Source organism: Streptomyces sp. BK79 (assembly GCF_044142145.1).
Lineage (GTDB): Bacteria > Actinomycetota > Actinomycetes > Streptomycetales > Streptomycetaceae > Streptomyces.
On record NZ_JBHVOC010000021.1, the window covers coordinates 37,797 to 62,649 of the forward strand.

Consider the following 24,853-nt stretch of genomic DNA (forward strand, 5'->3'; position numbering starts at 1 on the left):
GTCACGGCCCGCGCGGTGCGGCAAGATCTGCCCAGCCATCACGTCCGTGAACCACGTCGTCATGATGACCCGGCGGTCACATCTGCCGCGACCGAAATTTCGGCGGCCGGATACCGCCTCCCCCGTTATTGATGTTTTCGCTGGTCAGAAAGGACGACGCCGGCGCGGAGCCGCTCCGGACCGGCGTCCGGTCACCGGGCGCCGAACAGCTCCAGCAGCTCGGTCCGGGCGAACATCCGCGCCGTCTCGACGGCCGACGGAGTACCCGCGGAGGGGTCCGCGCCGGCCTCCAGGAGCGCCCTCGTCACTTCCGTCTCACCCTTGAAGGCGGCACCGGCGAGTGGCGTCTGACCCCGGTCGTTGACGCGGTCGGCCTCGGCGCCGCGTGCCAGCAGGGCGCGGACCGCGTCGGCGTGGCCGTGGTAGGCGGCGAGCATGACGAGCGAGTCGCCGCGGTCGTTGGTGAGGTTGGCCGGGACGCCGGCGTCCACATAGGCCGCCAGTTCCTCGGTCCGCCCCTGCCGGGCCAGATCGAAGATCTTGGTCGCCAGCTCCACGACCTCGGGGTCGGGGGCTTCACTCATCGGCCGGACCACCTCTCACTACGAACGCTTCGCGCGTGACGAACGTTGGGGACTGCGGGTGCGCACGGCCGCGAGCGGTGCGGCCGTACGAGTGAATCGCCAGGGTACTGGCTCGCGCCGCACCCGGGCCGACGTGCCCGAGGCGAAGATCGGCACCAACCCGGCCGGGCGCAACCGCGCTGCTCAACCGGCCCCGCCGACACTCCGCCACCTGGGGCAAATTCGCCGAATTTCCCCCATTTGCACCTTTTATCGTATGGATACATCCTGTGAGCCTGGAAGTACTCATGGTGACTGTCCCCGCGAACCAGGAGAACTCACATGATCCTCTCGATCTCAGGCGTGGTCCTGCTCGGCATCGTCGTCTTCATCTTCTTCCGCAAGGACGGCCTCAAGGCCTCGCACGCGCTGGTCGCGGTCCTGTTCGGGTTCTATCTCGCGAGCACGGCCATCGCCCCCAGCATCAAGGCGGGCGGCGAGAGCCTGGCGGGCCTGCTCGGCGGAATCAAGTTCTGACGGCCCTCCCCTCCCCCCACCCCCTCGTACGGACTCCCAGGAGGCAGCAGTGGCCCGGCGGCCCCTCCCCCGCATTCTGAGCAACGGCGGCGCCCAGCTCGCCCGGAGCCGGGAGCTGGCCCGGACGGCGGCCGACAGCGCCACCGACGTCCTCCAGCCGCTGATCACGATCGCCCGCGGCCTGCGCCGACTGGCCGCGGCCGGCCGGCGCAGATGGACCGAGACGCCCAAGGACCGGCGCGGCGCGCTGCTCTTCCTGGTGGCCTCGGTCGTCCTGGTCGTGGCACTCGTGCCGTACGGACCTCTGCTCGCCGTCGTCGCCCTGATGGCGGCGGCGGCCTGGCAGGGCAGGGACCGCACCCCGCCGGCGCCGCAGGGGCCGGACGACTCCCAGACCACGCGTCTGCAGTCGCTCTACGAGGCGCTGGTCCCGTACTTCTCGAACGCCGAGGACCCCGATCCCCTGTACGCCCACGGCGGCACGTGGGAGAAGGCGTTCCCGGCGTACGAGTTCGACGACACCGGCCGCTTCTCCCATCTGGTGATCCGCTACCCCGCGTACTTCACCGACGGCGAGGCGGAGTCCCGGGCCCGGATCGAGCACCTGGTCACCGCCAAGGCCGGGCGGGGCCGGGAGTACCACTTCGTGTGGAACGAGGAGGCCAACCACCTCTCCGTCGACGCGCTCGCGGCGCTGCCCACCGACATCGCCGCCCAGCGTTTCGTGACCGCGCCCGGCGAGACCGTCCTCGGCTTCACCGACCCCACCCGGGTCCAGCGCACCCTCCCGCTCACCCACGGCGAGGAGCGACGGGACGTGCCGCCGGTCGTCTGGCGCACCGGCATCCGCTCGACCGAGCCGCATCTGCTGGTCCTGGGCCGGCCCGGCACCGGCACGTCCACCCTGCTGCGCTCGGTGGCGCTGCAGGCCCTGCACCACGGGGACCTGCTGATCGTCGACGGCGGCGGCACCGGCGAGTACGCGTGCCTGGTCGGCCGGGACGGGGTCCTGGCCGTCGAGTGCGGCCTCACGGGGGCCGTGACCAGCCTGGAGTGGGCCGCCGCCGAGACGGAGCGGCGGCTGATCGCCGTCAACCGCGCCCGGCAGGAGGGCCAGGCGCCGCCGGACGACACCAGGCGGCCGCTGTGGGTCTTCGTGGACCGGCCGAGCGCGTTCGCGCACCTGGCGGCGGCGGACGGCCGCAGGGACCCGCAGTCCCTGCTCCAGGTCCCGCTGCGGCACGGTCGGGCCGCCAACGTGACGGTGGTCGTCGCCGACCAGCTGGACGCCCTGGACGGCCTCAGCGACGCCGTACGGCAGCACACGCGCGCGCGTGTCGTCCTCGGCCCGGCGACGACGGACGAACTGACGGCCGTGCTGGGCGCTCCCCCGCACACCACCCCCGTCGACCAGGTCCCGCCCGGCCGGGGCTACGCCCGTCTGGGCACCGGTCCCGTGCACCGCCTCCAGGTCCCGGCCACCCCGGACCCCTACGACGACGCCACGAGCGACGCCCACCGGCAGGCCGTCCTCGACCTGCTCCCGCCGCGCACGACACCCGCGGACGGCGAGCAGGCGCCCGTCCCCCCGGGGGCGGAGGTGGAGCGGAAGGTCTCCATGGTGAAGAAGGCGGACGCGCGGAAGACGGACGCCCGGAAGACCGGCACCCAGACGGAGGACCCGAGCGAAGAGGACACCGGGAAGCCGGATCCGGACGAGCCGCGGCCGGACGAGCCGGAACCGGACGAGCCGCGACCGGAGAGGCCCGAGGCCGGCTCCGAGCCGACGCACGTGGTGCTGGGGTCGGCGCGGACGCTGACCGCGGCACCCAAGGCCCCCGCGGAGACCGTTCCCACCGCCGACGCGGTCGCGGCGGAGACCTCCTGAGACCTCGACCGGGGTGGCGGTGCCAGGGGCCCGTGACGGCGGCACCGCCACCCCGCGGACCTCCGGCCCGCGCCCCCTCCACGCCCCCCGGGTCCCCGGTCCCCGCTACGCCACGAACGTCCGCGGCGCCTCGCCGCCCCCGACGCCCCCCTTCTCCACCAGCCGCGCCGCCGCGGCCAGTCGCACCGCCGCCTCCTCGGCCACCGCGCCGCCCACGGTGAACGGCAGCCGGACATACCCCTCGAACGCCCCGTCCACCCCGAAGCGCGGCCCGGACGGGACCCGTACGCCCACGCGCTCCCCCGCCTCGGCCAGCCGCGAGCCCGACAGGCCCCCGGTCCGCACCCACAGGGTCAGCCCGCCGCGCGGCACCTCGAACTCCCAGTCGGGCAGTTCCCTGCGCACCGCGGCCACCAGCTCGTCCCGGTTCTGGCGGGCCTGCTCGCGCCGCACCTGGACGGCCTGCTCCCAGCCGCCGGTGCTGAACAGCCAGTTCACGGCCAGCTGCTCCAGGACGGGCGTGCCCAGGTCGGCGTACGCGCGCGCGGCGACCAGGCTGCGGATCACGTCGGGCGCGGCGCGGACCCAGCCGATGCGCATCCCGGCCCAGAAAGCCTTGCTGGCGGAGCCGACGGTGACGACCGTGGACCCGGCCGGGTCGAAGGCGCACACGGGGCGCGGCATCTCGACCCCGTCGTCCAGCCACAGCTCGCTCATCGTCTCGTCGGCCACGAGCACCGTCCCCGCCGAGCGCGCCGCGTCCACCAGGCGTCGCCGCTGGTCGTCGTCGGCGAGCGCGCCGGTGGGGTTGTGGAAGTCGGCGACGACGTACGCGATGCGGGGGGCGGCCTCGCGCAGCACCTGGCGCCAGCGCTCCACGTCCCAGCCGGTGAGCCCCTCGGCCATCGCCACGGGGACCAGCCGGGCCCCGGCCTCGCGCATGAGCTGGAGGATGTTGGCGTACGAGGGCGACTCGACGGCGATGCGCTCGCCGCGGCCCCCGAAGAGGTGGCAGATGGCGTCGATCGCGCCCATCGCGCCCGTGGTCACCATGATCTGCTCGGGCATGGTCGGTATCCCCCGCGCGGTGTAGCGCTCGGCGATCATCGCGCGCAGCGCGGGCAGCCCGGCGGGATAGTCGCCGTGGGTGTGCGCGTAGGGGGGAAGCTCCTCCAGGGCGCCCTGTACGGCCCGGGTGAGCCACGGTTCGGGGGCGGGCAGCGCCGCGCAGCCGAGGTCGATCATCGAGCCGAGGGCCTCGGGCGGCAGCGGCTCCAGACCCCGCGCCGGCAAGGGGTTCCCGGCCGGTACGGCGGTCCAGCTGCCCGCGCCGCGCCGGGACTCCAGGAAACCCTCGGCGCGCAGAGCCTCGTAGGCGGCGGCGACCGTCGTGCGGCTGACGGTGAGGGCCATGGCCAGCTCCCGTTCCGCGGGCAGCCGGGCGGCGACCGGTACGCGCCCTTCGAGCACCAGCAGGCGGATGCCGTCGGCGAGCGCGCGGTAGGCGGGCGGGCGGCGGGTGCCTGGCCCGGCCGGGCGGTCCTGCTGGGAGCCGAGCAGCCGGGCGAGCTGGCCCGCCCCCACGGCAGAAGTCCACTGCGCCATGGAAATCAGTCCACCTTCCCCGAATTGGCCCTGGTTGGCTCTGCTTCTCCCGCCACAGGGTGTCATGTGGCAGGCCACTACGACCACACAGGGGGCCCATCTTGTCCCGTCGGACCGGACACCGGCATCTCACACGACGGCTGACCCAGCTCTACGGCGGTCTCGTGCTCTACGGCGTGAGCTCCGCGATGCTGGTCAGGTCCGGGCTCGGTCTGGAGCCGTGGAACGTGCTGCACCAGGGCCTCGCCGAGCGCACGGGCCTGTCGATGGGCCTGGTCCTGACCGTCGTCGGCGCCGCCGTGCTGCTGCTGTGGATACCGCTGCGCCAGCGGCCGGGCCTCGGCACGGTCTCCAACGTGCTGGTCATCGGCGCCGCCATGGACGCGGCGCTGGCCGTCCTGCCCGACGCCCACGGCTGGACGCCGCGCATCGCCATGATGGTGACGGGCATCGTCCTGAACGGCGCGGCGACCGGGCTCTACATCGCCGCGCGGTTCGGTCCGGGCCCGCGCGACGGCCTGATGACCGGGCTCAACGAGCGCACGGGGCTCTCCGTGCGCCTGGTGCGCACGGCCGTCGAGGTCACCGTCGTGGCGACGGGCTTCGCGCTCGGCGGCACGGTCGGGATCGGCACCCTGCTGTACGCCGTGTCGATCGGCCCGCTCGCCCAGGTGTTCCTGCGCGTGTTCGCCGTCCCCCCGGCACCGGGCGGCAGCACCGTGGTTGCCGCCGGTCAACCCCGGCGCGCGATACTGCGTCGGTGAGCACCCGGATACGCCACCCCTACCTCGACCACCCCGGCCCCATCGCCTTCGCCCACCGGGGCGGGGCGGCGGACGGCCTGGAGAACACGCTGCGGCAGTTCCGGCGCGCGGTCGAGGCGGGCTACCGGTACATCGAGACCGACGTACACGCCACGCGGGACGGGCGGCTCGTCGCCTTTCACGACCCGACCCTGGACCGGGTGACGGACGGGTCCGGCCGGATCGCCGACCTGTCCTGGGAGAAGGTGCGCCGCGCGCGCGTGGCGGGCGAGGAACCGGTGCCGCTGTTCGAGGAACTCCTGGAGACCTTCCCCGAGGTGCGCTGGAACATCGACGTGAAGGCCGAACCCGCGGTGACGCCGCTCCTGGAGCTGATCGAGCGGACGAACGCCTGGGACCGCGTCTGCGTCGGCTCGTTCTCCGAGGCGCGCGTGATCCGTGCCCAGCGGCTGGCCGGCCCGCGCCTGGCCACCTCGTACGGCACCCGGGGCGTGCTCAATCTGCGGCTGCGCTCCTGGGGCGTCCCGGCCGCGCTGCGCCGCTCGGCGGTGGCCGCGCAGGTCCCCGAGGTCCAGTCGGGCATCCAGGTGGTCGATCACCGCTTCCTGCGCGCGGCCCACGCCCGCGGACTCCAGGTGCACGTCTGGACCGTGAACGACCCCGATCGCATGCACCGGCTCCTGGACCTGGGAGTGGATGGCATCATGACCGATCACATCGACACACTGCGCAAGGTCATGGAGGACCGCGGCGTCTGGGTCTGAGCCCGTCCGGGCCGCCGGGCCCCCGAGGCCGGACCCGGGGCGGCGCGCGCGCACGGGGAAGCGAGGGCACGGGTGGGCACCGACACCCTGCGGACGGACGCGGCCGACGGGTCCGAGGACCGGCGTCGCGAGCAGCGCGGCTGGTACTTCTACGACTGGGCGTGCTCCGTCTACTCGACGAGCGTGCTCACCGTGTTCCTGGGCCCCTATCTGACGTCGGTCGCCGAGTCGGCGGCGGACCCGGACGGCTACGTCCACCCGCTGGGCATACCCGTGCGGGCCGGGTCGTTCTTCGCGTACTCGGTGTCCCTGTCGGTGATCGTGGCGGTTCTGGTGATGCCCCTGGTGGGTGCCGCGGCCGACCGCTCCGGACACAAGAAGCCGCTGCTGGCCGCCGCCGCCTACACCGGGGCCGCGGCCACGACCGCCATGTTCTTCCTCGACGGGGACCGCTACCTCCTGGGCGGTCTGCTCCTGGTCGTCGCCAACGCCGCGCAGTCCGTCGCGATGATGCTTTACAACTCCTACCTGCCCCAGATCGCCCCGCCCGAGGAGCGCGACGCGGTCTCCTCGCGCGGCTGGGCCTTCGGGTACGCGGCCGGGGCCCTGGTCCTGGTCGCGAACCTGATCCTCTACACCGCCCACGACTCCTTCGGGCTGACCGAGAGCGCGGCGGTCCGCGTCTGCCTGGCCTCGGCCGGCCTGTGGTGGGGCGCGTTCGCGCTCATCCCGCTGCGCCGCCTGCGCGACCGCCGCACCCCCGCGCGGGAGGCGGCCCTCCCCGGCTTCCGGCAGCTCGCGGCGACCGTCCGCGACATGCGGCGCCGCCCCCTGACCCTCGCGTTCCTGCTGGCGTACCTCGTCTACAACGACGGCATCCAGACGGTGATCTCCCAGGCGTCGGTGTACGGCTCGGAGGAGCTGGGCCTCGGCCAGTCCACGCTCATCGTGGCCGTCCTGCTGGTCCAGCTGCTGGCGGTGGCGGGCGCGCTGGCCCTGGGCCGGCTGGCCCGCGCGTACGGGGCCAAGCGCACGATCCTCGGGTCGCTGGTCGCCTGGACGGTCACGCTCGCGGCCGGGTACTTCCTGCCCGCCGGGGAGCCGGTGTGGTTCTTCGTGCTGGCCGCCGGGATCGGGCTGGTCCTCGGCGGCAGCCAGGCGCTGTCCCGGTCCCTGTTCTCCCACCTGGTCCCGCCCGGCAAGGAGGCCGAGTACTTCTCGGCGTACGAGCTGAGCGACCGCGGGATGAGCTGGCTCGGGCCCCTGCTCTTCGGCCTCACCTACCAGCTCACCGGGAGCTACCGGGACGCGATCATCTCGCTGGTGGTCTTCTTCGTCCTGGGTTTCGCGCTGCTCGCGCGGGTACCGGTGGGACGGGCGATCCGCGACGCGGGCAATCCCGTACCCGAAAGGATTTAGCACTCGACGCGAAAGGGCTGTAGTGTACGCGTTTGGCCTGCCAGGCGTACCGTTACTGCGCGTCAATGGCGCCGAAACGCTATGTCGCATCTGCTAGCAGAGGTGACAAACCGGACGTCGGCGGGTACTGCACTGGTTGCAAGGCTGCGGCTGCGACGGCGACGCAGGGCCCGGATCGGGAGTCGGGACGGGAATCTTTACCGCCGCCCGGACGTTGACCGGATGACGACGACAGCGACACCTGTCCTGTGGGCGACAAGCCCGGGAGGCACGATTCATGAGTGAGCGAGCTCTTCGCGGCACGCGCCTCGTGGTGACCAGCTACGAGACGGACCGCGGCATCGACCTGGCCCCGCGCCAGGCCGTGGAGTACGCATGCGAGAAGGGGCATCGGTTCGAGATGCCCTTCTCGGTCGAGGCGGAGATCCCGCCGGAGTGGGAGTGCAAGGTCTGCGGGGCCCAGGCACTCCTGGTTGACGGCGACGGCCCTGAGGAGAAGAAGGCCAAGCCCGCGCGTACGCACTGGGACATGCTGATGGAGCGGCGCACCCGCGAGGAACTCGAAGAGGTCCTCGAGGAGCGGCTGGCCGTTCTGCGCTCCGGCGCGATGAACATCGCGGTACATCCGCGAGACAGCCGCAAGAGTGCGTAGCCGGAAACGGTAGACAGCACAACCGAACAAAAAACCGCGGGTGCCGTACGTGAGTCTCACGTACGGCACCCGCGGTTTCGGTGTGTCCGGGCCCGGTCGCTCAGCGGGCCAGCGGCGGGCGCGGCTCCCGCGGCGCGTCGTCCGGGTGGTCCCGGACGACCTCGCCCTGGACGACCTTGCCGTCCGGCTGGTGCATGCGGGCCTGGCGGAAGGCGTCGCCCAGCGTGCCCGGGCCGGCCTCGCGGAGCTTGCGCTCCACCGTTCGCTGCGTGTACCGGCTGACGGTCTTCTGCACCGGGGGCAGCAGCATCAGCAGGCCGAGCGCGTCCGATATCAGACCGGGGAGTATCAGGAGCAGCCCGCCCAGCATCATCAGGCCGTTGCCCTCGCTGTTGGCGCGGGTCTCGGGCGGTGCGCCGGACTGCTGCTGTTGCAGCGTCTCCGTCAGGTTCCGGAAGGCGCGGCGGCCCGCCGCCTTGATGACCACGGAGCCGAGGACCACGCCCGCGACGAGGAGCAGGAAGACCAGGAAGCCTCCGGCGGCGCCCGCGACCACGGTCAGCAGCCAGATCTCCAGGACGAGCCATGCGGCGACGCCCAGCGGCAGGAACGTGCGCAGCCGGGAGCGCCGGGGCCGGGCGGGGGAACTGGGGGTCTGAGCACCAGTCGTCATACCCCCAGTGTGCCTGGCCCCGGCTCAGCGCGGCATAAGGGGACGATCACGCCTTCTCGTCGGGTGCCTTCGCGTCCGGCGCCGTGCGGGCGCCGGTCGCGTCGCCGGCCGCCGGGCCGGGCTGCCGGTCGCGGCCCAGGACCTTGCCGACCCGCTCCCCCACGCCCCACGTGGTGACCCGCCAGAGGGCCTCCACCAGGATGTCGCGGCTCATCTTGGAGTCGCCGTGTTCGCGCTCGACGAACGTGATCGGCACCTCGACGACGTGGTACCCGGCCTTGATCGCCCGGCGGGCGAGGTCGACCTGGAAGCAGTACCCCTGCGAGGCCACCTCGTCGAGGCCGAGCCCCTCCAGGGTCTCGCGGCGGAAGGCGCGGTAGCCGCCCGTGATGTCGCGCAGCGGCAGGTCGAGCGCGACGCGCGAGTACATGCTGCCGCCGCGGGAGATGATCTCGCGGGACTTCGGCCAGTTCACCACCCGGCCGCCGGGCACCCAGCGGGAGCCGAGCACGAGGTCGGCGCCCTTGAGGGCGGTCAGCAGGCGGGGCAGTTCCTCGGGCTGGTGGGAGCCGTCGGCGTCCATCTCGATCAGCACGCCGTAGCCGCGCTCCAGGCCCCAGCGGAAGCCCGCGAGGTAAGCGGCGCCCAGCCCCTCCTTGCCCTTGCGGTGCAGGACCTGGACGTGGTCGTCCTCCGCGGCCAGTTCGTCGGCGAGCTTGCCGGTGCCGTCGGGGCTGTTGTCGTCGGCCACGAGGACGTGCGCCTCGGGGACCGCCTCGCGCACGCGGCCGACGATCGCCTTGATGTTCTCCGCCTCGTTGTAGGTCGGGATGATCACCAAGGCCGTGCCCAGGGGCCCGAACCGCCTCCCCTGTCCCGCCGCTGCGGGCGTCCCCTCGCCGTCGTTCACCGCTGCCCCTTCATGTCCGTACGCAGAGGACCACCATAATGGCCGCGGCCTGCGGTGACGTGTCAGGACGTTCGTTACGTGGTGTCGATTCCCCTGGAGCGGGGTAAGGATGCGCGTTCGGCGACCGTTTCCGCGCTGCGGATGGGGGCCCGGCGCCCTTCGGGCCGGCCCGGGACCCGCCGGCTGCGGGTCGGCCTGAGCCGTTGTCTACTGAGCGCCCGGGCCCCACCCGGGTCACACCTCCCGACCTCCGGAACGTTCCCTCGTCGCGGCGCGAGCGCTGAGCCTGGCTCCCAGTGGCGGTGCCCCGGTGCGGCACACCGTCCCTGACCCAGCGGCGCCGCGACGCGTGCGCGGAAGGTTCCCCGGTCGGGCGTCCGGTGGTGGACTCCGCCGAACCTACCGGCCCCCCGCCGTCGCCTGTCAACAGTCGTTCCACCTGCGTCTTCCGCGCCAATGCCCAGGTCAGCGCGGAGGATGCGCAGGTCGTACGCGGGAGAAGATCATCGCCCCGTCGGCCGTGGAGATCACTCGCCCGGCCGTACGAAGACGCTGCGTCCGCCCACCACCGTGCGCAGGCAGATGGGCAGGTCACGGCCCGGGGTCAGGTCGGGCAGGCCGGGGGTGCCGGAGCGCGGGTCGGTCGACCAGCGCGCCACCCGGTCGTCGGGGGCCTGGACCACCAGGTCACCGGTACGCCACACGGCGTAGTCGGCGGGCGCGCCCGGCACCAGCACGCCCGCGTCGTCCCGCCCGATCGCCCGCCAGCCGCCCCGGGTGTGGGCCGTGAAGGCGGCGCGCACCGAGACGCGGTGCTCCGGGGTGCGGTGGAAGGCGGCGGCCCGGACGGTCCCCCACGGGTCGAGGGGCGTGACCGGGCTGTCCGAGCCGAAGGCGAGCGGGACGCCGGCGCGCAGCAGGGCCGCGAAGGGGTTGAGGGTGCGGGCCCGCTCGGTCCCCAGGCGCTGGGCGTACATGCCGTCCTCGCCGCCCCACAGCGCGTCGAAGGCGGGCTGCACCGAGGCGGTCAGGCCCAGCTCGGCGAAGGCCGCGACGGTCTCGGGGGTGAGCATCTCGGCGTGCTCGACGCGGTGGCGGGCGGCGCGGAGGCGGGCGAGGCCGAGCTTGTCGGCGGCGGCGCGCATGCCCTCCACCACGGCGGTGACGGCGGCGTCGCCGATGGCGTGGAAGCCCGCCTGGAGACCGGCCTCGGTGCAGGCGACGACGTGGGCGGCGACGTCGGACGCGTCCAGGTAGGCGGTGCCGGTGTGGGCGGCGTCGGTGTAGGGCTGGTGCAGGCAGGCGGTGTGGGAGCCGAGGGCGCCGTCGACGAAGAGGTCGCCGGCGGCGCCGACCGCGCCCAGCTCCCTCGCCTTGTCCACGTCCTGTTCCGCCCAGTAGCCGACCACGCGCGGCCCGTGCTCCTCGGCCGCCAGCCGCAGCAGGCCGGTGAGGTCGTCCTCGGAGGAGATCTCCGGGCCTGCGCACTCGTGAACGGTGCCGATGCCGAGGGACGCGGCGTGCGCGAGGGCGGCGCGCTGCGCCTCGGTGCGCTGGGCGGGGGCTACGGCACCGAGGGCGGCGGCGCGCACGGCGTGGTGGGCGTCGGCGGTGAGCGGGCCGTCCGCGCGGGGGACGTCACCGGTGACCAGGTCGAGCAGGGCGGTGGTGACGACGGCCGAGTGGACGTCGATACGGCTGAGGTAGAGGGGCCGGCCGCCGGTGGCCGCGTCCAGCTCGGCGCGCGTCGGGGGCAGGCCGTCGGGCCAGCGGGAGGCGTCCCAGCCGTGACCGAGCAGGACCCGGTCGCCGGGACGGGCGGCGGCGAAGTCCCGTACGAGGGCGAGGGCCGCCTCCCGGGTGGGGGCGCCGGACAGGTCGAGGCCGGTGAGGGCGAGTCCGGTGGACGTGGTGTGCACGTGTGCGTCGGTGAACGCGGGGGTCACCAGGGCGCCGTCCAGGTCGATCACCTCGTCCACCCCGTCCGCGAAGGCGTCCGCCGCGCCCTCGGAGCCGACCCAGGCGACCTGACCGCGTTCGACGACCATGGCGGTCGCGAAGGGGTCGGCGGGACTGTGGACCTCACCGCGGCGCAGCAGGACGGTCGTGGACGGGGCGGGGGACAACGGCTCGCTCATGGACACCAGTCTCGCCCCTCGCGCGGGCGGTCCGGCACGCAGGTCGGCGCCGCGCGGGAGCGCGGGCGTCCCGGCCGGTCAGATCCGCGGCGGACGGGCCTCGTACGGCGTGGAGAGCACCACGGTGGTCCGGGTCGACACGCCGGCGAGGGAGCGCACCCGGGCGAGGAGTTCCTCCAGCTCGTGCGGTGTGGACACGCGCACCTTGAGGATGTAGTTCTCGTCGCCCGCCACGCTGTGGCAGGCCTCGATCTCCGGGACGCCGGCGAGGCGGTCGGCGATGTCGTCGGGGGCGCTGGGGTCGAAGGGTTTCACCGAGATGAAGGCGGTCATCGGCAGCCCGACGGCCTCCGGGTCGACGACCGCGGCGTACCCGCGGATGACGCCACGCTGTTCCAGCCGCCGCACCCGCTGGTGCACGGCCGACGTGGACAGGCCCGTGGCCTTGCCCAGGTCTGTGTAGCTCATCCGCCCGTCCTTGACGAGCAGCTGCACGATCTGTCGGTCCAGCTCCTCCATGGCGCAAGAACCTACAGTGCGCTTGATCTCCCGGGATACCCGAGCGGCCCAGGTCATGCCCGGTTCGTGATGTGACGGCCGGGGCGCCGGCCGGTGTCGCGGGGAGCCGGCGGGCGGCGGGAGGGGGGCCGAGCGGGGAGCGAGCGGGGGACAAAATCCGCCACACAGGGCACCTGCGAGCGGCATGTGACGAAGACCACACCCCTCGGCCACTTCCTGTGATGGTCCCGTGATTACCCCGGAGGGGGGACGGGAAGTGCTTGCTGTGGTCGAGGCCGCAGTGCCGTCACGGCCCAGCCCGAGGGGGAGAATCCCATGCAGAGTCTTAAGCGCCCTGGTCGTACCGCGCCCAAGCGGCAGCAGCCGGTCGTCGAGCCCGTGCCGGAGGGCGTCGAACCCGACGCCTTCGACGACGAGGAACTCGACGCCTACGACACCTTCGAGATGTACCGGGTGATCTGCCCGGACTGCGCGCAGCCCATCGCCCTGCTGGCGGACGAGGAGGTGCTCCCGGAGCACGCGCTGTGCGCCTCGCCGTGGAACCCCTTCGGGCTCACGGTCTGCGCCGGCACCGGCCGCAGGGCCGGCGACGCCCGTCCCGCGGACGAGTCCTTCGAGCCCCACGAGCAGGACACCGCCCTGCTGTTGACGCTGCCGCACGGCCTCGACTGGCGGACCCAGCCCTTCTCCCACGTGGGCGGCCCGGGCTCCCGCCCGATGCGCGTGCCGACGATGCGGCGCGAGGCCGCCTGAGCCGCCCGTCACCACCCGGTCCGGGGCCGTCGCGCCCCGGCACACCGGCATCGCTCCCACCGACCCGCGTCACGGCATCCGGACCGCCGTGGCGCGGGTCGGAGTGCGTGCTCCTGGGCAGGTGGGGCAGGGGGGCCGGCGGCGTGTCGAGCCTCGTGCGGCAACGGCGGCCCGGTGGCGGACGCCCGCGAACTCACGCTCTATTGTGCGCGGCGGTGACCTGTCCGTACTTCGCCGCGTTGCGGGGGTATGACCCCCACGTACTCGGCGACCGGGCCTCGGCGCCGCGTGTTCGTCCCGGTGCCCGCGGGACCGGTTCCGCCGGCCCCGCAGCTCCCGGACCCGCCGATCTACCGTGAGCTGATGCGGATCTGGGCCGACCGGGGCCGCACCCTGCCGGGGCGCGACGACCCGGAGTGGGCCCGGCTCGCGGCACCCCCGCGCGGACTCGGGGATTTCTTCGCCACCGGTGACTTCCTCGCCACCGGCGACTTCACCGTTCCTCGGGACCCGCGAGGTGACGGGCGATGACCATCCGCTGGATCTGGTTGGTGCCCTCGACGATCTGCAGCACCTTCGCCTCGCGCATGTAGCGCTCGGCCGGGAAGTCCGCGGTGTAGCCGTACCCGCCGAGGACCTGCACGGCGTCGGTGGTGACCCGCATCGCCGCGTCGGTGCAGTACAGCTTCGCCATGGCCGCCTGCTTGGCGAACGGCAGTCCGGCGTCGCGCAGCCGTGCCGCCGTGAGGTACAGCGCGCGCCCGGCCTCGACCTGGGTCGCCATGTCGGCGAGCAGGAACCGCAGCCCCTGGAAGTCTGCGATCCGCTTGCCGAACTGCCGCCGCTCGGCCGCGTAGGACACCGCCTCGTCCAGTGCCGCCCGGGCCACACCGATCGCGCAGGCGGCGATGCCGAGCCGTCCGGAGTCGAGCGCGGACAGGGCGATCGCGAAGCCCTCGCCCTCGTCGCCGAGGCGCCGGGCGTCGGAGACCCGGACGCCGTCGAGGTGGATCTGCGCGGTGGGCGAGCCCTTGAGCCCCATCTTCTTCTCCGGCACCGCGGCGCTCAGCCCCGCGGCGTCGCCGGGCACCAGGAAGGCGGTGATGCCGCGTGGACCCTCCTGGCCCGTACGCGCCATGACGGTGTAGAAGTCGGCGAGGCCACCGTGCGTGATCCAGGCCTTGGTGCCGGTGATCACCCAGTCGTCGCCGTCGCGCACGGCCTTGGTGCGCAGGGAGGCGGCGTCCGAGCCGGAGGCCGGTTCGGAGAGGCAGTAGGCGCCGAGCAGGCCGCCGCCGAGCATCGCGGGCAGGTGCTCGGCCCGCTGCTCCTTGGTGCCGTGGGCGGCCAGCGCGTAGGACGCGAGGGTGTGCACGCTGACGCCGAGGCCGACGGTGAGCCGGGCCGCGGCCAGTTCCTCGAGGACCTGGAGGTACACCTCGTAGGGCTGCTCGCCGCCGCCGTACTCGGCGTCGTAGGGCAGGCCGAGCAGGCCGGACTCGGAGAGCAGGGCGAACACTTCGCGCGGGAAGCGCCCGGCGTCCTCCTCCTCGGCCGCGCTCGGGACGATCTCACGCTGCGCGATGTCGCGGACGAGCGAGATCAGATCCCGTGCCTCGTCCGTGGGCAGTTGCCGGTCCACCGGCTGCGGGGCGCGGTCGGGCATGGCGACGCTCTCCTCCCTGTCGGGCACATCGGCGGATGCGCGCCCTGGGTGGAGGCGGTCCGCCGGGTCTCTCGGCCTGGCCGATGCTCGCACTTCCGGGTCGCGGAAGCGCCTGACCAGCGGCTGTGCGCAGTGAGTATGCCCGATCGGACGCATGGAGTCACCAGTTAACGACCGCTTACTTCAAGAAAGGTCCCGAGCCGGTCCGCGCTGTCCGGACACGGCCGCACGGGAGGGGCACAGGGGCGGGGGCCGGCTCGGACCCGCGCCGCTCCTTCTCGCCGTCGGACGTCGGACGTCCGTCGTCCGACGTCAGATGTCAGATGTCAGACCTCAGAGGTCCCGGCGGGCGGGAGCCGGGGCCGGGCAGGCGGGGTCCAGTTCCTCGATGGCGCGCAGGGTGCCACCGAGCGACTTCACCAGCAGGTCGCGCATGGTCTCGCGGGGCAGTCCGGAGCCGCCGATCCAGTCCAGGGTGGCGCCCTCGACGCCGCACACCCAGGAGAGCAGGCCCATCCGGGCCAGCGGGCCGATGTCACGGCGGCCGTACGCCCCTTCGGCGATGGTGGCGACGATCGCCTCGCGCACCCCGTCCCGGATGGCGTGCACCTCGGCGTCGAAGCCGACGCCTCCGCTGACGATCGCTCGATAGGCGGCCTGGTTGTGCTCGGCGTAGCGCAGATAGCCGTCGATGGTGCGGTGGACCCGGTCGACCTGCGGCAGTTCGGTGCCGCCCGCCGCCGTGGTGACCAGGCCCGCGACGGAGTCCTGGATGATGGCCAGGTAGTAGCCCCGTTTGGACTGGAAGTAGTAGTAGATCAGTCCCTTGGCGACATGCGCCTGGCGCGCGATGTCGTCCATCGAGAGCGCGTCGTAGGACGTGTCGGCGAACAACCTCCGCCCGATGGCGATGAGTTCGGCGCGGCGTGCCAGCGAGCGCTCGGTGCCGCGCGCCCGGGGACGGGCGTCGGCACGCTGTTGACTGATATTCAATTTCGACCCTGGTCTCCTACGGGCGGCGGGACATCCGCAGTATGGCAGGTCGGTTCGTGGGCCAGGTCACACGAGGGTCACGTCACATCAGGCCCAGCTGCACCACGAGCATCGCGATCACTACGACGAGGGTCCAGCCCATGATGTGCTCGAGGATCTCGGGGCCGTCGTCCTTGGGGCCGCCGGTACGGACCCGGGCGGCGGTGGCGGTGTGTGCGGTCATGGCTTCTCGCTGGTCTCGACGTCGGGTGGACTCCCCCGCGGGCTCCCCCGCCCGGTGACCCTGTCCACCATGCCACCGTGAGCGGCGGGTGCGGCCGAGACCTTGCTCACAGCGACGGCCCCCGGGAGATACCGGGGGCCGTCGTGGTGCCGGGCTGGGCGGGGTGCTGGGCGGGGTCAGCGCACGCCCACCGCCGCCAAGGCCATGCGCTGGCGCGGGCTCGGGTGGGCCGGGAAGTACAGATAGCAGACGCCGCCGGTGCCGGAGACGACCTTGCCGCTCGCGTTGTACCGCTTGGTCCTGAGCCAGATGTTCTCCCACTCGCGCCGCTTGTAGACACGGCGCACGGCCTCGTTGTCGTCCGAGGCCGGGTCGTTGGCGATCACGTCGCCGTCGGCGGTGAAGCCGATCACCGTCATCAGGTGGCCCGAGGTGCCGTAACCGGCGCCGGTCAGCTCCTTCTCCAGGAAGGACTGGGACGTTATGGCCGGGATGCCGGCCGCGATCAGCGTCTCCAGCTCGGTCAGGGAGCCGAGACGGGTGACCACGCCCTGGAGGCCCTTGAAGGTGGCCGCGTAGGCCGCGTTGAAGGGCCAGTTGCCGCAGCCGGCGTACTGGTAGTCGTACGTGTAGCGGGCCGCGTGGCAGACCTGCGGGTCGGCGTAGGACGGGTCGACCCAGGCGAGTTGCTCCTCGGTGAGCCGGCCGCCCCAGTACTCGATGATCATCTGCGAGGAGGTGGGGCTGCACCAGGCCTCGCCGCCGTTGTCGTACTCCGGGTACTGGCCCTTGTGGATCTCCTGGGAATAGCGCGGGACGCGCAGTTCCTGGGCGAGGCCCGGGGTGGAGGCCGGGACCGTGAAGCGGTCGGGGACGTCGGAGCCCATCGCGCCGAGCCGCCAGACGGTGGGCGTGGCCCGCGTGCCGGGACGGCGGTGGAGGGTGAGCCTGAGCCGGTAGGAGGTCAGCCGCAGGCCGGTGGAGGCGTCGTCGATGGCGAACGTGTCCGTCCACACGCTGCTCCTGCCGTCGCCCTGGTCATCGACCGAGGTGCGCCGGATGTCCTGGTCGCCGTCGCCGGACGTCCAGCGGCCCAGCACGTACCAGGGCGTGTCCGTGCCGTCGGAGTAGGTGCCCTTCAGCTCCACCTGGATCCAGGTGCCGCTCGGGGTGTGCGCGTTCCACGAGGCGATGACCTCCGTGGAGGGCACCGCGAGCCGGTGGACGGGCGAGGTCCAGACCGCGTACTCCCAGGCGGAGGTCCTGCCGGTGTGCGGGTCGGTGTAGTCGGCGGTGCCGGCCGGGGCACCGATGGCCACACCGGGCCGGGCGCCCGCGACGGGGCGGGCCCCCTGCGCGGTCCCGCTCCGCCAGTCGCGGAACGTGGTCCAGGCGCGGTAGTCGACCTGCCGGGCGGGGGCGCGGCCCGGGCCCGCCGCCCGTCCGCCCGCACCGGGCGTGGCTTCGGCGGTGGCCGGGATCGCGCCGCCGGCCACGGCCGCGACGACGGCGGCGGCCAGGACGGTTCTGCGGGAGGGCTGTTCGGCTCTGCTCATGGGCGGAAGACCCCCAGGTGTCCGAGTCGGGCGGGTCCGTTGCACGGTTGTGCGCCAACTATGGCCGTAGGTGCCCGCTCCTGCCAGCACTTCTGCGCACGCCACGCCATGAATATTGGTGTCGACCAGTGGCGGGCCGGGTGGGACGGCCGGGGCGCCGGGGTACGCGCGGGCACGGTTAGAGTGCGATGCGAAAGATGTCCGCCCGGCCGGTGAACTCCATCGCATCCTGGCCACCCTCTCCCACCGTTGTCCGGTTGTCCGCCCCTCCACGCCGCCCAGGACCCGTCATGCGCGACCTCGCAGCCCGGCTCCGCCGCCTTCCGCCCTCCTGCGGGCCCGTGCGGCTGATCGGGGTCGACGGGCACGCCGGCTCCGGGAAGTCCACGTTCGCGGGGCGGTTGGCCGCCGAGCTGGACGGTGCGCCGGTCCTGCACCTCGACGACATCGCCAGCCACGACGAGCTGTTCGACTGGACCGGGCGGCTGCTGAGCGAGGTGATCGAGCCCCTGCGGCGCGGCGCCACCGCGCGCTACGCCCCCTACGACTGGCGGACCCGGCGCTTCGGCGCCCGCCGCGCGCTGCCGCCCGCCCCGGTGGTCCTGTTGGAGGGCGTCGGCGCGGGCCGCGAGGCGCTGCGCCCGCACCTGGCCCGGCTGCTCTGGATGGAGTTGCCGCGCGAGGAGGCGTGGGCGCGTGGACGGGCGCGCGACGGAGCGGAGCAGCGGGCGTTCTGGGACGGATGGGTCCCGGCCGAGCGCGCGCACTTCGCCGCCGACCCTTCGCGCCCCTTCGCGCATCTTCTGGTGCGGCAGAGGGAGAAGGGGTACGAGGTGCTTCCGGGGCCCGCGGGAAGCACCTTCCCGGCCTCTTTCCTCACGCAGGGTGACGACCCTTCCGCAATGTGTTGATCCCGTGAAGATCGCCGCCCGGCACACGGCTGGAGTGCCTCAACTCCGCTTGACCCAGGGGTCGTACAGGTCTTACGTTCTGAATGTGCGGCCGTTCGGAGCCGCCCGCAGACGCGAAGCCCCCGGTTGTTCCCCCGTGATCGGGGGCTTCGTTCTGCCCCGATCCCGTTTTGCGGCTGCTCCGCGGGGCTGTCCGCTCACCCTCGGTCACCGTCCGGTGTGCGCCCCCGCCTGCCCCCGACGCCTCCAACGGCATGCCCCGGCACCCTTCGGAGGAAAGACCGCCGCGGGTACGATGCCCCTCGGTGCGACCTACGGGCGATGGCCGCGCACCTTGCAACTCCGGTCCGCGGCGCAGCCGTTGACCGAGGCGGCCGGCGGGCGACGGCTCGGCGGCATACCGACGGGGGCACGGTACGTGGGGGACGGGATGGACTTCGGCACGCAGGGCCCACAGGCCCCGGCCGACCTCGCCTGGCTGCGCGGCGTGGACGCCTACACCATGGGGGCCTATCCGCAGGCCGAGGAGGAGTTCCGGGCGGCGGTGCGCATCGATCCCACGATGGCCGACGGCTGGCTGGGGCTGCACGCGCTGCGCGTGGACACCACGAACGCGCTGCTGAGGATGTTCCGGCACCGGGAGCGCTTCGGCGAGCAGCGCGCCCGGCATCGACGCACCCTCAACTCCTGGTACTGGCTGGGCTGGTGGGTGCAGCCCGTGCTGGAGAACCCGCGCGACCTGCTGCTGGCGCACGCCTCGCACTGGCTGGACGGCCGCCACGTCCCGGAGCTGGACCGCGCGCTGGCCGGGCTGCCGCCGGTGGACGCCGACCCCCAGGTGCGCTTCCTGCACGCCTGCCGCGCCTACCTGGTCAAGGACTGGGAACAGCTGGTCCGGCACACCGACCCGCTGCTCGGCGATCCCCTGCTGGGCATCGAGGCCGGTCTGTTCAGCGGCATGGCCCGGGTGCGCCTGGAGATGTACGGGCAGGCCGAGCCGTTGCTGTCGGCGGCCCTCATGCGGTGCCGCAGCGAGCAGCCGCAGCGCAAGGAGCTGCGGTACTGGCTGGCCCGGGCCCACGAGGGCACGGGCCGCAGCGCCGCCGCCCTGCCGTTGTACCGGGCCGTGCACCGCGTCGACCCCGCGTTCATGGACACCTCGGCCCGGCTGGCGGCCATCGCCGAGAGCGACGGCTACGACGACTCCGCCGACCTGGCGGGGCTCGCGCAGGCCGGAGTGGGAATGGACGGCCTGGACGGCGCCGACGGACTCGACCCGCTCTTCGGCGCGGAGGAACGCGACCTCAAGCTCTCCGCGCCCGAGCCCCCGGTCCCGGCACCGCTGCCCACGCTGACCGGACCGTCGGTGCGTGAGAGGACCGCCGGAGCGGACCCCTCGCTGCCCGCCGGGCCCACCGACCCCCGGTTACTGGAGGAGGCGCTCGCGGAGCTGGAGCGCATGGTGGGGCTCGAGCCGGTGAAGCGCCAGGTCAAGGCCCTGTCCGCGCAGCTGAACATGGCCCGGCTGCGGGCCGGCCAGGGGCTTCCGGTCCAGCCGCCCAAACGCCATTTCGTCTTCTCCGGCCCCTCCGGCACCGGCAAGACCACCGTGGCCCGCATCCTGGGCCGCGTCTTCTACGCCCTCGGTCTGCTCGGCGGCGACCACCTCGTGGAGGCGCAGCGGGCGGACCTCGTCGGTGAGTACCTCGGCCAGACCGCCGTGAAGGCCAACGAGCTGATCGACTCCGCGCTGGGCGGCGTCCTCTTCGTCGACGAGGCGTACTCCCTGTCCAACTCCGGCTACGGCAAGGGCGACGCGTACGGCGACGAGGCGCTGCAGGTGCTGCTGAAGCGGGCCGAGGACAACCGGGACCACCTGGTGGTGATCCTGGCCGGCTACCCGGAGGGCATGGACCGGCTGCTGGCCGCCAACCCGGGGCTGTCCTCCCGGTTCACCACACGCGTCGACTTCCCGTCCTACCGGCCGCTGGAGCTGACGTCGATCGGCGAGGTGCTCGCGGCCGAGAACGGGGACGTGTGGGACGAGGAGGCCCTCGACGAACTGCGGTCGATCGCCGGGCACGTGGTGGACCAGGGGTGGATCGACGAGCTGGGGAACGGGCGGTTCCTGCGGACGCTGTACGAGAAGAGCTGCGCGTACCGGGACCTGCGGCTGTCCATGTGCCCCGGGGTGCTGACCCGGGACGACCTGGCGACGTTGCGGCTGCCGGATCTCATGCAGGCGTACGGGGAGGTGCTGTCGGGCAGGAGTCCGCAGGATCCGCCGGGCCTGTGAGAGCAGGGCTACGTGGCCAGCGTCACCTCCCGGTGGGCCGGGTCCCGTACCTCACCGACCAGCAGCTCCAGTACGTCCTCCAGGGCGACCAGACCCAGTACTCTCCCGGACGCGTCCGTCACCTGCGCCAGGTGGGTCGCGGCGCGGCGCATGACGGTGAGGGCGTCGTCGAGGGGCAGCTCCGGGCGGAGGGTCGTCATCGGGCGCCAGAGGTGCTGCGGGACGGCCCGGTCGGACTCCTCCAGGTCGAGGACGTCCTTGACGTGGAGGTATCCCATGAAGGCACCCTTGCCCGCCGCGACGGGGAAGCGCGAGTAGCCGGTGCGGGCGGTGAGGGCGACGATCTCGCCCGGGGTGACCGACGGGCCGACCGTCACCAGCGACTCGCGCCCGAGCAGCACGTCCGTCACCGGCCGGGAGCCCAGCTCCAGGGCGTCCTCCAGGCGCTCCTGCTCCTCCGGGTCGAGCAGGCCCGCCTGACCGGCGTCCTCCACCAGCCGGTTGAGCTGCTCGCTGGTGAAGACGGCCTCGACCTCGTCCTTGGGCTCGACGCCGAACAGGCGCAGGACTCCCCGGGCGCAGGCCCCGAGACCGGCGGTGACCGGCCGGCAGAGGCGGGCGAAGGCGACCAGGCCGGGGCTCAGCCACAGCGCGGCCTTCTCGGGGGCCGCCATCGCGAGGTTCTTCGGGACCATCTCGCCGATGACGAGGTGGCAGAAGACCACGACGGCCAGCGCGATCACGTAGCCGAGCGGGTGGATCATGCCGTGCGGCAGGTGGATCCACGCGAAGACCGGCTCCAGGAGGTGCGCGACCGTCGGCTCGGCGACGGCGCCGAGCGTGAGCGAGCACACGGTGATACCGAACTGGGCCGCGGCCATCATCTGCGGCAGCCGCTCCAGGCCGTACAGCACCTGCCGGGCCCGGGCGGTGCCGAGTGGTTCGATCTGGCTGCGGCGCACCGAGACCAGCGCGAACTCGGCGCCGACGAAGAAGCCGTTGGCGAGCACGAGCAGCGCGGCGAACAGGAGTTGCAGAACGCTCACCGGGCGGCCTCCAGGACGGACGCCGGCACGGTGCGCACCAGGCGTATCCGCTCGGCGCGGTAGTGGCCGACCCGGCGGACGGACAGCCGCCAGCCGGGCAGTTCCGCCCGGTCGCCGACGGCCGGGATGCGGCCGAGCAGGTCGGCGACGAGCCCGGCCACGGTCTCGTACGGTCCCTCGGGGGCCTGGAGGCCGATGCGGCGCAGGGCGTCGACGCGGCAGCTGCCGTCGACGTCCCAGGCGGGGCGGCCCTCCTCGGGCGGAGCGGGGGCGAGTTCGGGGACGTCGAGGCCGTCGTGCTCGTCGCGGACCTCGCCGACGAGTTCCTCGACGATGTCCTCCAGGGTGACGACGCCGGCCGTGCCGCCGTACTCGTCGACGACGACCGCGATGGGCTGCTCGCCGCGCAGCCGGGTGAGCAGCGGCCGTACGGGGAGGGTTTCGGGGACGAGGAGCGCCGGGCGGGCGATCCGGCCGGCGGGGGTGCGCAGCCGGTCGGGCGCGGGGACCGCGAGGGCGTCCTTGAGGTGGACCATGCCGATCACCTCGTCGATCTTCTCCCGGTACACGGGGAAGCGGGACAGGCCGGTGGCGCGGGTCAGGTTCACCACGTCCTCGGCGGTGGCCGAGGAGTGCAGGGCGCTGACCTTCACGCGCGGGGTCATGACGTGCTGAGCGGTCAGTTCGCCCAGCGACAGGGTGCGTACGAACAGGTCGGCGGTGTCCTGTTCCAGCGCGCCGGCCCGGGCGGAGTGCCGGGCCAGGGAGACCAGTTCCTCGGGGGTGCGGGCGGAGGCCAGTTCCTCGGCGGGTTCGAAGCCGAGCGCGCGCACCAGGCGGTTGGCGACGGCGTTCAGCGCGGCGATCACCGGGTGGAAGAGCCGGGCGAAGGCGTGCTGGGGGCCCGCGACGAAGCGGGCGACCGCCAGGGGCCGGGAGACCGCCCAGTTCTTGGGCACCAGCTCGCCGATCACCATCTGCACGGCGGAGGCCAGCAGCATGCCGACGACGACGCAGACGCCCGGCACGGCCCCCGCGGGAAGGCCCGTCGCCGTGACGGGGCCGTCCAGGAGCCGGGCGAGCGCCGGTTGGGCGAGCATGCCGACGACGAGGGAGGTGAGGGTGATGCCTAGCTGGGTGCCGGAGAGCTGGAAGGACAGCTCCTTGAGGGACTCGACGACCCGGCGGGCGCGCCGGTCGCCGTCGGCGGCGGCCCGCTCGGCGTCCGGCCGTTCGACGGTCACGAGGCCGAACTCGGCCGCGACGAAGAAGCCGTTGGCGAGGATGAGCAGGAACGCGGCTGCCAGGAGCAGCAGGGGGGTGGTCATGAGGCCGCCGCCTGTGGGAGGTCACAGCAGGGGGCGGCGCGGGTACTGCAGGACGGTCCGTCCATCGCCGGAGGGAGTCACTCCTCGGGTAGCGGGAACCCCCGCGCACCGGGCGGAGCGACAGGGGCGAGGACGCGACGGCCGCGTCCTCGTTCCCAGATTAATCACGAAAAGGGCGACCGCGGCAGGGTCGACACCGCGGTTCCGGTCCGGGGCCCTCGGGTCCGGTTCGGGACACCTCGGGTCAGCCCCGGGGCACCTCGGGTCCGGCGCCGGAACGAGCCTCGGCCAGGGCGCGCAGGGCCCGGGCGTCGGCGATGGCGCGCTGCCTGGCGATGCCCGGCTGGATGCCGAGCGCGGGCAGGCTGGTGCCGTCGCTGAGGTCGAGGAAGACCCAGGGGTCGCCGGGCCGGAGGTTGACCCGGAGGATCTCCGGCCACTCCAGGCGCCGCTTGTTCGTCAGGTTGACGACGGTGACGCCCGATTCGTCGGCGACCACCTTGGGGCGGGCCAGCACGAGCAGCACGCCGGCCAGGACGAAGGCGGTCAGCACGAAGCTGAGCCGCTCCCCCGGGCCGAGGCCGGCGAGCAGCAGGCCGACCGCCGAGACGGTCACGAGGGTCACGGCGGCGATGACGACCAGGACGGCGCGGGTGCGGCCGGGCCGGAAAGTCACGGGCAGCGCGGGCAGGTCCGGGGTGGTGTCGGGCATGGCGTGGCTCCGGTGGCGCTCAGAGACGGCAGGCGTGGATGGCCGTGGTCAGGATGGCCCGGGCGCCGATCTCGTAGAGGTCGTCCATGATCCGCTGGGCCTCCTTGGCGGGGACCATCGCGCGGACGGCGACCCAGCCCTCGTTGTGCAGCGGGGAGACGGTCGGGGACTCCAGGCCGGGGGTGAGCGCGACGGCCTTCTCCAACTGCTCCACGCGGCAGTCGTAGTCCATCATCACGTACGTCCGGGCCACCAGGACGCCCTGGAGGCGGCGCAGGAACTGCTGCACCTTGGGCTCGTCGGCGTCCGCGCCGGAGCTGGGGGCACCCCCGGACGAAGTCTGGGGGAGGATGACGACGGCCTCGGACTTCATGATGGGCTCGCCGAAGACCTCCAGGCCCGCGTTGCGCAGCGAGGTGCCGGTCTCGACGACGTCCGCGATGACCTCGGCGACTCCGAGTTCGATGGCCGTCTCCACGGCGCCGTCGAGGTGGACGACGGAGGCGTCGACGCCCCGGTCGGCCAGGTGCGCGGCGACGATGCCCTCGTAGGAGGTGGCGACGGTGCGGCCCTTGAGGTCCTCGACGCCGTTCGCGGTGCCCGGCCGGCCGGCGAAGCGGAAGGTGGAGCGGGCGAAGCCGAGCGGGAGGATCTCCTCGGCGTCGGCGCCGGAGTCGACCAGCAGGTCGCGGCCGGTGATGCCGATGTCGAGCTTGCCGGAGGAGACGTAGATCGCGATGTCGCGGGGGCGCAGGTAGAAGAACTCCACCTCGTTCGTCGGGTCGACGATGCGCAGTTCCTTGGACTCGCGGCGCTGCTGGTAGCCGGCCTCATGCAGCATGTCCGCCGCAGGGCCGGAGAGGGAACCCTTGTTGGGGACGGCGATGCGCAGCATGAGGTCGGCTTCCTTTGCGTGGAGGGGTGGGGAAAGAGGGGG

Annotated in this window: 24 protein-coding genes; 10 read left to right on the top strand and 14 right to left on the bottom strand. The window is 73.2% G+C overall.

The features are described from left to right. Positions 1-191: 191 nt before the first annotated feature. Entirely contained in the window at positions 192-584 is a 393-nt protein-coding gene (locus ACFIF2_RS24875) for an ankyrin repeat domain-containing protein (protein WP_395575456.1), read from the bottom strand. A 321-nt stretch (positions 585-905) separates the two neighbouring features. Here ACFIF2_RS24875 and ACFIF2_RS24880 point away from each other — a divergent pair, with 321 nt between their 5' ends. Together ACFIF2_RS24880 and ACFIF2_RS24885 are read left to right on the top strand one after the other, a co-directional pair. Next, positions 906-1,100 (top strand): hypothetical protein, encoded by a 195-nt coding sequence (locus ACFIF2_RS24880; RefSeq protein WP_003977410.1) that lies wholly within the window; start codon positions 906-908, stop codon positions 1,098-1,100. A 49-nt stretch (positions 1,101-1,149) separates the two neighbouring features. Continuing rightward, positions 1,150-2,988, top strand: a complete 1,839-nt coding sequence (locus tag ACFIF2_RS24885) for a hypothetical protein (protein ID WP_395575457.1) — start codon at positions 1,150-1,152, stop codon at positions 2,986-2,988. 105 nt (positions 2,989-3,093) lie between these two features. Here the strand turns inward: ACFIF2_RS24885 and ACFIF2_RS24890 are convergent, their stop codons facing one another. Further along, entirely contained in the window at positions 3,094-4,593 is a 1,500-nt protein-coding gene (locus tag ACFIF2_RS24890; RefSeq protein ID WP_395575458.1) for a PLP-dependent aminotransferase family protein, read from the bottom strand. 101 nt (positions 4,594-4,694) lie between these two features. Here ACFIF2_RS24890 and ACFIF2_RS24895 point away from each other — a divergent pair, with 101 nt between their 5' ends. The 4 genes from ACFIF2_RS24895 (at position 4,695) to ACFIF2_RS24910 (ending at position 8,192) form a co-directional block, all read left to right on the top strand. Further along, the gene (locus ACFIF2_RS24895) at positions 4,695-5,357 is read left to right on the top strand and encodes a YitT family protein (protein WP_395575459.1); all 663 of its coding nucleotides are present in this window, start codon (positions 4,695-4,697) and stop codon (positions 5,355-5,357) included. Further along, positions 5,354-6,121, top strand: a complete 768-nt coding sequence (locus ACFIF2_RS24900; RefSeq protein ID WP_395575460.1) for a glycerophosphodiester phosphodiesterase — start codon at positions 5,354-5,356, stop codon at positions 6,119-6,121. Before ACFIF2_RS24895 ends, ACFIF2_RS24900 begins: the two co-directional genes overlap by 4 nt. Before the next feature lie 72 nt (positions 6,122-6,193). Continuing rightward, positions 6,194-7,540 carry an MFS transporter gene (locus ACFIF2_RS24905; RefSeq protein ID WP_395575461.1) on the top strand — a complete coding sequence of 449 codons (1,347 nt, stop codon included), beginning with the start codon at positions 6,194-6,196 and terminating at the stop codon, positions 7,538-7,540. A gap of 277 nt (positions 7,541-7,817) precedes the next feature. Further along, entirely contained in the window at positions 7,818-8,192 is a 375-nt protein-coding gene (locus ACFIF2_RS24910) for an RNA polymerase-binding protein RbpA (protein ID WP_003977404.1), read from the top strand. A gap of 100 nt (positions 8,193-8,292) precedes the next feature. Here ACFIF2_RS24910 and fxsA read toward each other — a convergent pair whose 3' ends face one another. From fxsA to ACFIF2_RS24930, 4 genes are all read right to left on the bottom strand, one after another. Further along, positions 8,293-8,865 carry an FxsA family membrane protein gene (gene fxsA, locus ACFIF2_RS24915; RefSeq protein ID WP_395575462.1) on the bottom strand — a complete coding sequence of 191 codons (573 nt, stop codon included), beginning with the start codon at positions 8,863-8,865 and terminating at the stop codon, positions 8,293-8,295. A 46-nt stretch (positions 8,866-8,911) separates the two neighbouring features. Then, positions 8,912-9,775: a polyprenol monophosphomannose synthase gene (locus ACFIF2_RS24920; protein ID WP_395575463.1), complete on the bottom strand. Its 864-nt coding sequence runs from the start codon at positions 9,773-9,775 to the stop codon at positions 8,912-8,914. A gap of 527 nt (positions 9,776-10,302) precedes the next feature. Next, positions 10,303-11,913, bottom strand: a complete 1,611-nt coding sequence (locus ACFIF2_RS24925; protein WP_395575464.1) for an amidohydrolase — start codon at positions 11,911-11,913, stop codon at positions 10,303-10,305. Between the two features lie 78 nt (positions 11,914-11,991). Continuing rightward, positions 11,992-12,432 (bottom strand): Lrp/AsnC family transcriptional regulator, encoded by a 441-nt coding sequence (locus ACFIF2_RS24930; protein ID WP_030867874.1) that lies wholly within the window; start codon positions 12,430-12,432, stop codon positions 11,992-11,994. 315 nt (positions 12,433-12,747) lie between these two features. On the opposite strand from ACFIF2_RS24930, the gene ACFIF2_RS24935 reads away from it, so the two are divergent. Both ACFIF2_RS24935 and ACFIF2_RS24940 read left to right on the top strand, forming a co-directional pair. After that, entirely contained in the window at positions 12,748-13,185 is a 438-nt protein-coding gene (locus tag ACFIF2_RS24935; protein ID WP_395575465.1) for a hypothetical protein, read from the top strand. A gap of 249 nt (positions 13,186-13,434) precedes the next feature. Next, positions 13,435-13,716, top strand: a complete 282-nt coding sequence (locus tag ACFIF2_RS24940) for a hypothetical protein (RefSeq protein ID WP_395575466.1) — start codon at positions 13,435-13,437, stop codon at positions 13,714-13,716. On the opposite strand, the gene ACFIF2_RS24945 is transcribed toward ACFIF2_RS24940, so the two are convergent. The 4 genes from ACFIF2_RS24945 to ACFIF2_RS24960 form a co-directional block, all read right to left on the bottom strand. Beyond that, positions 13,679-14,851: an acyl-CoA dehydrogenase family protein gene (locus tag ACFIF2_RS24945; protein ID WP_395575467.1), complete on the bottom strand. Its 1,173-nt coding sequence runs from the start codon at positions 14,849-14,851 to the stop codon at positions 13,679-13,681. The two genes, ACFIF2_RS24940 and ACFIF2_RS24945, sit on opposite strands and share 38 nt — an antisense overlap. Positions 14,852-15,184: 333 nt before the next feature. Next, a complete protein-coding gene (locus tag ACFIF2_RS24950) occupies positions 15,185-15,844 on the bottom strand; it encodes a TetR/AcrR family transcriptional regulator (protein ID WP_395575468.1) in 660 nt (219 codons plus the stop codon). A gap of 82 nt (positions 15,845-15,926) precedes the next feature. After that, positions 15,927-16,067 (bottom strand): SCO1431 family membrane protein, encoded by a 141-nt coding sequence (locus ACFIF2_RS24955; RefSeq protein WP_395575469.1) that lies wholly within the window; start codon positions 16,065-16,067, stop codon positions 15,927-15,929. A gap of 176 nt (positions 16,068-16,243) precedes the next feature. Next, on the bottom strand, positions 16,244-17,623 hold the full coding sequence (locus tag ACFIF2_RS24960; RefSeq protein ID WP_395575470.1) for a peptidase C39 family protein: 1,380 nt from the start codon (positions 17,621-17,623) through the stop codon (positions 16,244-16,246). Positions 17,624-17,913: 290 nt separating this feature from the next. On the opposite strand from ACFIF2_RS24960, the gene ACFIF2_RS24965 reads away from it, so the two are divergent. After that, positions 17,914-18,534 carry a uridine kinase gene (locus ACFIF2_RS24965; RefSeq protein ID WP_395575471.1) on the top strand — a complete coding sequence of 207 codons (621 nt, stop codon included), beginning with the start codon at positions 17,914-17,916 and terminating at the stop codon, positions 18,532-18,534. Positions 18,535-18,964: 430 nt separating this feature from the next. Then, on the top strand, positions 18,965-20,830 hold the full coding sequence (locus tag ACFIF2_RS24970) for an AAA family ATPase (RefSeq protein ID WP_395575472.1): 1,866 nt from the start codon (positions 18,965-18,967) through the stop codon (positions 20,828-20,830). Between the two features lie 8 nt (positions 20,831-20,838). Here ACFIF2_RS24970 and ACFIF2_RS24975 read toward each other — a convergent pair whose 3' ends face one another. The 4 genes from ACFIF2_RS24975 to hisG all read right to left on the bottom strand — a co-directional run bounded on the left by ACFIF2_RS24975 (position 20,839) and on the right by hisG (position 24,811). Next, a complete protein-coding gene (locus tag ACFIF2_RS24975) occupies positions 20,839-21,876 on the bottom strand; it encodes a hemolysin family protein (RefSeq protein ID WP_395575473.1) in 1,038 nt (345 codons plus the stop codon). After that, positions 21,873-23,204 (bottom strand): hemolysin family protein, encoded by a 1,332-nt coding sequence (locus tag ACFIF2_RS24980; protein WP_395575474.1) that lies wholly within the window; start codon positions 23,202-23,204, stop codon positions 21,873-21,875. Before ACFIF2_RS24980 ends, ACFIF2_RS24975 begins: the two co-directional genes overlap by 4 nt. A 244-nt stretch (positions 23,205-23,448) precedes the next feature. Further along, complete coding sequence (locus tag ACFIF2_RS24985; RefSeq protein ID WP_395575475.1) at positions 23,449-23,916, bottom strand: PH domain-containing protein; 468 nt, start codon at positions 23,914-23,916, stop codon at positions 23,449-23,451. A 19-nt stretch (positions 23,917-23,935) separates the two neighbouring features. Further along, the gene (gene hisG, locus ACFIF2_RS24990) at positions 23,936-24,811 is read right to left on the bottom strand and encodes an ATP phosphoribosyltransferase (RefSeq protein ID WP_395575476.1); all 876 of its coding nucleotides are present in this window, start codon (positions 24,809-24,811) and stop codon (positions 23,936-23,938) included. Positions 24,812-24,853: the final 42 nt, after the last annotated feature.

Coding starts and splice junctions, on each gene's coding strand:
- ACFIF2_RS24875 (WP_395575456.1), bottom strand. CDS start 584: ATGAGTGAAGCCCCCGACCCCGAGGTCGTGGAGCTGGCGACCAAGATC.
- ACFIF2_RS24880 (WP_003977410.1), top strand. CDS start 906: ATGATCCTCTCGATCTCAGGCGTGGTCCTGCTCGGCATCGTCGTCTTC.
- ACFIF2_RS24890 (WP_395575458.1), bottom strand. CDS start 4,593: ATGGCGCAGTGGACTTCTGCCGTGGGGGCGGGCCAGCTCGCCCGGCTG.
- ACFIF2_RS24910 (WP_003977404.1), top strand. CDS start 7,818: ATGAGTGAGCGAGCTCTTCGCGGCACGCGCCTCGTGGTGACCAGCTAC.
- fxsA (WP_395575462.1), bottom strand. CDS start 8,865: ATGACGACTGGTGCTCAGACCCCCAGTTCCCCCGCCCGGCCCCGGCGC.
- ACFIF2_RS24925 (WP_395575464.1), bottom strand. CDS start 11,913: ATGAGCGAGCCGTTGTCCCCCGCCCCGTCCACGACCGTCCTGCTGCGC.
- ACFIF2_RS24930 (WP_030867874.1), bottom strand. CDS start 12,432: ATGGAGGAGCTGGACCGACAGATCGTGCAGCTGCTCGTCAAGGACGGG.
- ACFIF2_RS24935 (WP_395575465.1), top strand. CDS start 12,748: ATGCAGAGTCTTAAGCGCCCTGGTCGTACCGCGCCCAAGCGGCAGCAG.
- ACFIF2_RS24940 (WP_395575466.1), top strand. CDS start 13,435: ATGACCCCCACGTACTCGGCGACCGGGCCTCGGCGCCGCGTGTTCGTC.
- ACFIF2_RS24945 (WP_395575467.1), bottom strand. CDS start 14,851: ATGCCCGACCGCGCCCCGCAGCCGGTGGACCGGCAACTGCCCACGGAC.
- ACFIF2_RS24955 (WP_395575469.1), bottom strand. CDS start 16,067: ATGACCGCACACACCGCCACCGCCGCCCGGGTCCGTACCGGCGGCCCC.
- ACFIF2_RS24960 (WP_395575470.1), bottom strand. CDS start 17,623: ATGAGCAGAGCCGAACAGCCCTCCCGCAGAACCGTCCTGGCCGCCGCC.
- ACFIF2_RS24965 (WP_395575471.1), top strand. CDS start 17,914: ATGCGCGACCTCGCAGCCCGGCTCCGCCGCCTTCCGCCCTCCTGCGGG.
- ACFIF2_RS24970 (WP_395575472.1), top strand. CDS start 18,965: ATGGACTTCGGCACGCAGGGCCCACAGGCCCCGGCCGACCTCGCCTGG.
- ACFIF2_RS24980 (WP_395575474.1), bottom strand. CDS start 23,204: ATGACCACCCCCCTGCTGCTCCTGGCAGCCGCGTTCCTGCTCATCCTC.
- ACFIF2_RS24985 (WP_395575475.1), bottom strand. CDS start 23,916: ATGCCCGACACCACCCCGGACCTGCCCGCGCTGCCCGTGACTTTCCGG.
- hisG (WP_395575476.1), bottom strand. CDS start 24,811: ATGCTGCGCATCGCCGTCCCCAACAAGGGTTCCCTCTCCGGCCCTGCG.